Below are 4390 nucleotides of genomic sequence, written 5' to 3'. Positions count from 1 at the left end.
GGTTTTAACAGGCCTTGTTCTAATAGTGGACGAATAAACGCCACTGGTAGCCAGGCAAAGCCCATCCCCTGACATAAGATATCAATGGATGTTTTCAGATGACTGACAGTCCAGCGTTTTTCGGCGGAAAGCCAACCTGCATCGGCTTTTCGTTCACTGGAAGAGTCACGGACAACGATTTGTCTGTGTGACTTTAAGTCTTCAATGCTAATGGTACGATCCAGTTGATGAAGCGGGTGGGCATGATGGGCAACGGCGATAAATTCGATCTCACATAAATCTTCGCAGAACCCGCTTTTAAGGGGAAAAGGCGAGATGGCAATATCAACTTCCGCGGCTTTTAACAGCGAATTTGCACCACTAAGTACCGATTCCATTAACTCGATGCGCAGTAAAGGAAAGTTCTCCGAAACGGAATGAAGCACGTTGTACAATATGGTAGGTGGGAAAATAATATCCACCGCCACTTTTAACTGGGTTTCCGTGCCATGTTGTAAACTGGCGGCCACGGCCTCTAGCTTGTGCGCCTCATCAAGTAAAAGGTTTGCCCGGCGTAACATGAGCGTACCCGATTCCGTGAGCTTTACTTTGCGGCCGTCGTTCATAAACAACGTAATTCCTAACGCATGCTCAAGTTTTTGTACAGCATGATGAATGCTGGACTGGCTTTTATGCACTTGTTGGGCTGCTTGATTAAAGCCCCCCGCATCGACGACGGCTTTAAACATGCGCCATTGTTCTAAGGTAGCTTTCAACATGACAAAATTATATGTTTAATGAGAATAGGGCTATGCTACCTGTAAAGATACGTGAAAGGAATTGCCCCCGTACTGCCAATCGCGTTGTCTTGTCGTATTTTACGCCGCGGGTTAGAAGTGTTGCTTTATATCAGCAATACTGCAGGTAATTACCGTCACGTTGGCATATCCCATATTTAATAGCTGCTCTGCGCCAAGGTGAGCTCGTACGCCCGAGGCGCAGTGGATATAGATTGGTTTACTGGCATCGGGAAATTGTTGTAGCATTTTCATTTCCAATACGCCGCGAGGAATATTTAGCGCGCCATCAACGGGCTCACTTTGTACTTCGGCGGGCTCTCTAACATCGATAACGCACCCTTGATTTTGTTTTATCTCTATGGCGGCATCGGCCGCAGAAACAGTGCGTATTGCATATGGGATGGCGGCGAGTCGTTCCTGAATTGTTTTTAACATTGAGATTTTTTTGTTTTGCTAGAATGTAAGGTATACCTTATGTATTGGTTTTAAAAATGTAAAGGGATTATCCTTTGCCATCCTGATTTTGCGATGAACGTACTTGATAAAAAAGTATCTATCGCATTAAATATCACCTTTTTTTACTAGAAGTAAGCGCAATGACAACGAAAAGTGAAGTCAATACACATACAATGCTTGAACATGCTGTTGATGCAGAGAAGTATCTTAAACAGCTCGCGAATAAGACTCGGCTGATGGTGATGTGTTCGTTGTTGGATGATGAATTGTCTGTAACGGACCTGCTGAAACGCATCCCTGTGACTCAACCGGTTCTATCGCAACATCTGGCACTACTTCGAGATGCTAAAATGGTGGCAACCCGCCGTGAAGGCCAAACGATTTATTACCGTTTAGCCGATGACAGAGTGACGCAAACGATAGAGTTACTGTATCGTTTTTTCTGTTCTTAGCCCTTTATTTTTGGGCTGAGCATACTATAAGCTTCTGCTTCCAAGGTATTGAGGTAGTCTTTGTCTTCTACCTTATCTTCCTCAAACTCAGGTAAATCCATTACTGCATCATGGGTAAGCTGGACATGTATCTTGTGCGTTGACCAGTCAATACTACTCACGCAACTGGGGGGAAGGGCGACTTTCTTTCCGCCAGGTAACCAGTTTCGAGTATCCACAATGAGTAGTTTTAACGCCCAGTTGTCCGAATCAATGACAAAGTCGGTAATATGGCCGGTATCTTCATCTTCGGTTGCCACGTCATAGCCGTGCACTTCTTCGCAAGAGCGCAGGTGATTGACCGGTTTATGTTCCCTATTTGCCATGTCCTGTTCAAAGAATTCCTGGTTCACCAATTCCGTTGGGTGAGAAAAATCGCCCCAAGCCCCCGGTCCTACCCAATAGTAACCGTAACCAAAATACTTAAATAACGTTTCTTCATATTCCCGGGATAGGGGTTTGTGTTCATCGATGGAGGGGCTTTCTTTGAGTTCCTGTTTGCTCATGGCCACAACCAGGATCTCATCTTGTTTGTTGATTTCAATAAGAGAGATGGGCGAGAGCACCACTTTTCGGCCTAAGGGGAGCCATTTATTGGTGTCGGCCACAAAATAGCGAAGAAAATAATTTTGATCATCAAACAATACATCTTTGCAACGACCAATATCGCCATCAGTAGCCTGAATACCAAAGTCGGTAAGGCGTTTATAGGTAATCATTCCTGTCTCCTTTTGTCATATACCTTAGGTTCGGTGATTCGGTATAGAAAGATCACTACCGTGAGTATAGAAGACGAAAAGGACAGATGAATTGATCTAAACCCTAAAAAAGGGCAGTGAGTGCACTGCCCAGTGAAAAAGTAGGTTGTTTCTCAGACTAGGCCACATCAAAGCTCTCATCGTCGAAGTCATCGTCATAGTCTGACTGGTTGCTGGCGGCGCTATGCAAGGTATAAAAATGGCGTTTGTCACGGGCTAAATGCACATACTTTCGCCATGCTTTTTCAATACCGTTGCTGGCTTCTACTTTGCCGGAAATAAAATCAATAAAGTGCTTTTCGTCGATGGTTTCAGGTTGCAGTTCTCCCTTTTCCAGGGCAATCAGGGTATTGCCATATTGGGTGAGTAAATCTGCTTCCGGTATGCTGAAATCGCCGGATTTTCGAAAGCCGTACGGAAATTTGCTGCGATCAACGAACGGTTTGTTGGATGAACGGATATTAAAGGTATTCATGGTATGGTCTCTTTGGCGTTATCAACTGTGCAGACTTTTAACTAAAGAAGAAATTGAAGGGAAACAAAAAATTTTTTCCTTAAAGATAAATTTTTTTCAAAATAGTCGTGCAAATCCACCATTTCCACCCTACGGCCTCTGAGCGCTGTTAAATCCAGCATTTAAGACGGATAAAAAGTGACTTAGTTAGAAAATTCATCGTCACCACAATTAAAAATTGTTTCCCATTTTTTAGCGTCTCCAGATAATGGCAAAGTGGCAATCACTTCGATATAACTTTTTTGAGACAACAATGAGTAAAGACTACCGTCACCAAAGAGAAGAGTGGGATTCTGCAGAAGATCTTCACTTTCATGGCAGAAAAGGCCAAGGCAAAGAACATCGCGTTAAAGATAAAATAAAACGGGATCATCAGCGTCGCGAGAAACAACGCAGGCATCATCAGGAGGCCTTCTAAGGGGTCAAGTACGTTAAGTTGGCATTCACCCAGCTAATTGGTGGGTTTCAACAGTTTTTATTTTACTTAAATAATAAGCTGTGCCAATGTAGGCTTCGCCACGTGATTCGTTGTGAAGCTTCTATGGACATTCGTTTTCTATCTACTTTTCTTGAAGTTGCCAATACCCGTCATTTCGGGAAAGCGGCAGAAAATTTGTATCTCACTCAGTCAGCGGTAAGTGCTCGCATCAAACTGGTTGAGGAGTATTTTCAAACCACCTTGTTTATTCGTCACCGAAACAGTATTCAGCTTACTCCAGCCGGCGAGAAGCTATTGCCATTTGCCCATCAACTCAGTGATACCTTGCGGGATGCTAAGCGTGAACTGCAATTGGAGTCTGGTGAATTTGTTGTCTGCGGTGCCACCCAACTGGCCAGTGAATTGGGTTTTACTTCTATATTAGGGGCCATCAATGAAGCCTTTCCCGATTGGTCGGTAAAAGCGGAAGTGTTGACCCTTGAAAGTTTGTCGCGCCAACTTCACGAGCGCAGCATCGACATCGCACTATCCTCTGAGCCGTTAAAATCTGAAGAAATTCAAGCGGTAAAACTATTGCATGTGCCTTTGGCCTTGTATGCATGCCATACCGCCGATAGGGAACCCAACGGGAAAAACTATGTTTCGGTTGAGTGGGGCGCAAAAATACGCAATGCCTTGTATCACAGCCGCTATCATTTGCGGGAGGCTCGGTTGCGTACAAATTCGCTGCGCTTGGCGATGTCATCAGCAGGTTCGTTAGCCAATGCTTGAGCTTGGGCAAGTAGCGCCGGTTTACGAGGCTCGGCAAGGTAACTCTGCCAGCCTTCAAGATGGGTAATTTCTTCTTTTACTTGGGTAAACCGACGCGACAGTTTTGACTGCCCCACTTCATCCATGTCACTGAATAAGGTCTCTAGTTCACGAAAACGGGCCATTGCGCTACGGAACCGGCC

Annotated in this window: 8 protein-coding genes; 3 read left to right on the top strand and 5 right to left on the bottom strand. The window is 44.7% G+C overall.

Annotated features, from left to right (window positions below; translation table 11 throughout):
- Both V5298_RS19865 and V5298_RS19860 read right to left on the bottom strand, forming a co-directional pair.
- A partial coding sequence (locus V5298_RS19865; RefSeq protein WP_332933161.1) for a LysR family transcriptional regulator occupies positions 1–758 on the bottom strand: 758 nt, incomplete at its 3' end.
- A 111-nt stretch (positions 759–869) separates the two neighbouring features.
- Positions 870–1214, bottom strand: coding sequence for a rhodanese-like domain-containing protein (locus tag V5298_RS19860; RefSeq protein ID WP_332933160.1), 345 nt, complete (start codon positions 1212–1214; stop codon positions 870–872).
- Between the two features lie 161 nt (positions 1215–1375).
- Here V5298_RS19860 and V5298_RS19855 point away from each other — a divergent pair, with 161 nt between their 5' ends.
- Complete coding sequence (locus V5298_RS19855) at positions 1376–1687, top strand: metalloregulator ArsR/SmtB family transcription factor (protein ID WP_332933159.1); 312 nt, start codon at positions 1376–1378, stop codon at positions 1685–1687.
- On the opposite strand, the gene V5298_RS19850 is transcribed toward V5298_RS19855, so the two are convergent.
- Together V5298_RS19850 and maoP are read right to left on the bottom strand one after the other, a co-directional pair.
- Positions 1684–2445 (bottom strand): PRC-barrel domain-containing protein, encoded by a 762-nt coding sequence (locus V5298_RS19850; protein WP_332933158.1) that lies wholly within the window; start codon positions 2443–2445, stop codon positions 1684–1686. The two genes, V5298_RS19855 and V5298_RS19850, sit on opposite strands and share 4 nt — an antisense overlap.
- A 157-nt stretch (positions 2446–2602) precedes the next feature.
- Positions 2603–2959, bottom strand: a complete 357-nt coding sequence (gene maoP / locus V5298_RS19845) for a DUF413 domain-containing protein (RefSeq protein ID WP_332933157.1) — start codon at positions 2957–2959, stop codon at positions 2603–2605.
- A 292-nt stretch (positions 2960–3251) separates the two neighbouring features.
- On the opposite strand from maoP, the gene V5298_RS19840 reads away from it, so the two are divergent.
- Both V5298_RS19840 and V5298_RS19835 read left to right on the top strand, forming a co-directional pair.
- Complete coding sequence (locus V5298_RS19840) at positions 3252–3416, top strand: hypothetical protein (protein WP_332933156.1); 165 nt, start codon at positions 3252–3254, stop codon at positions 3414–3416.
- 102 nt (positions 3417–3518) lie between these two features.
- Positions 3519–4208: a LysR family transcriptional regulator gene (locus V5298_RS19835; protein ID WP_332933155.1), complete on the top strand. Its 690-nt coding sequence runs from the start codon at positions 3519–3521 to the stop codon at positions 4206–4208.
- Here the strand turns inward: V5298_RS19835 and V5298_RS19830 are convergent.
- Positions 4130–4390 (bottom strand): hypothetical protein (locus V5298_RS19830; RefSeq protein WP_332933154.1); only part of this gene is annotated, 261 nt, incomplete at its 5' end. The two genes, V5298_RS19835 and V5298_RS19830, sit on opposite strands and share 79 nt — an antisense overlap.

It is taken from the genome of Alteromonas sp. 14N.309.X.WAT.G.H12, assembly GCF_036697315.1.
In the GTDB taxonomy this organism is placed as follows: Bacteria; Pseudomonadota; Gammaproteobacteria; order Enterobacterales; family Alteromonadaceae; genus Alteromonas.
The sequence above is the reverse complement of the archived record's forward strand: the minus strand, read 5'-3'. Positions and strand labels throughout refer to the sequence as shown.

Excerpts from the sequence above, each read along its gene's own strand:
- V5298_RS19855 (WP_332933159.1), top strand. The coding sequence starts at position 1,376 with ATGACAACGAAAAGTGAAGTCAATACACATACAATGCTTGAACATGCT.
- V5298_RS19850 (WP_332933158.1), bottom strand. The coding sequence starts at position 2,445 with ATGATTACCTATAAACGCCTTACCGACTTTGGTATTCAGGCTACTGAT.
- V5298_RS19860 (WP_332933160.1), bottom strand. The coding sequence starts at position 1,214 with ATGTTAAAAACAATTCAGGAACGACTCGCCGCCATCCCATATGCAATA.
- V5298_RS19840 (WP_332933156.1), top strand. The coding sequence starts at position 3,252 with ATGAGTAAAGACTACCGTCACCAAAGAGAAGAGTGGGATTCTGCAGAA.
- maoP (WP_332933157.1), bottom strand. The coding sequence starts at position 2,959 with ATGAATACCTTTAATATCCGTTCATCCAACAAACCGTTCGTTGATCGC.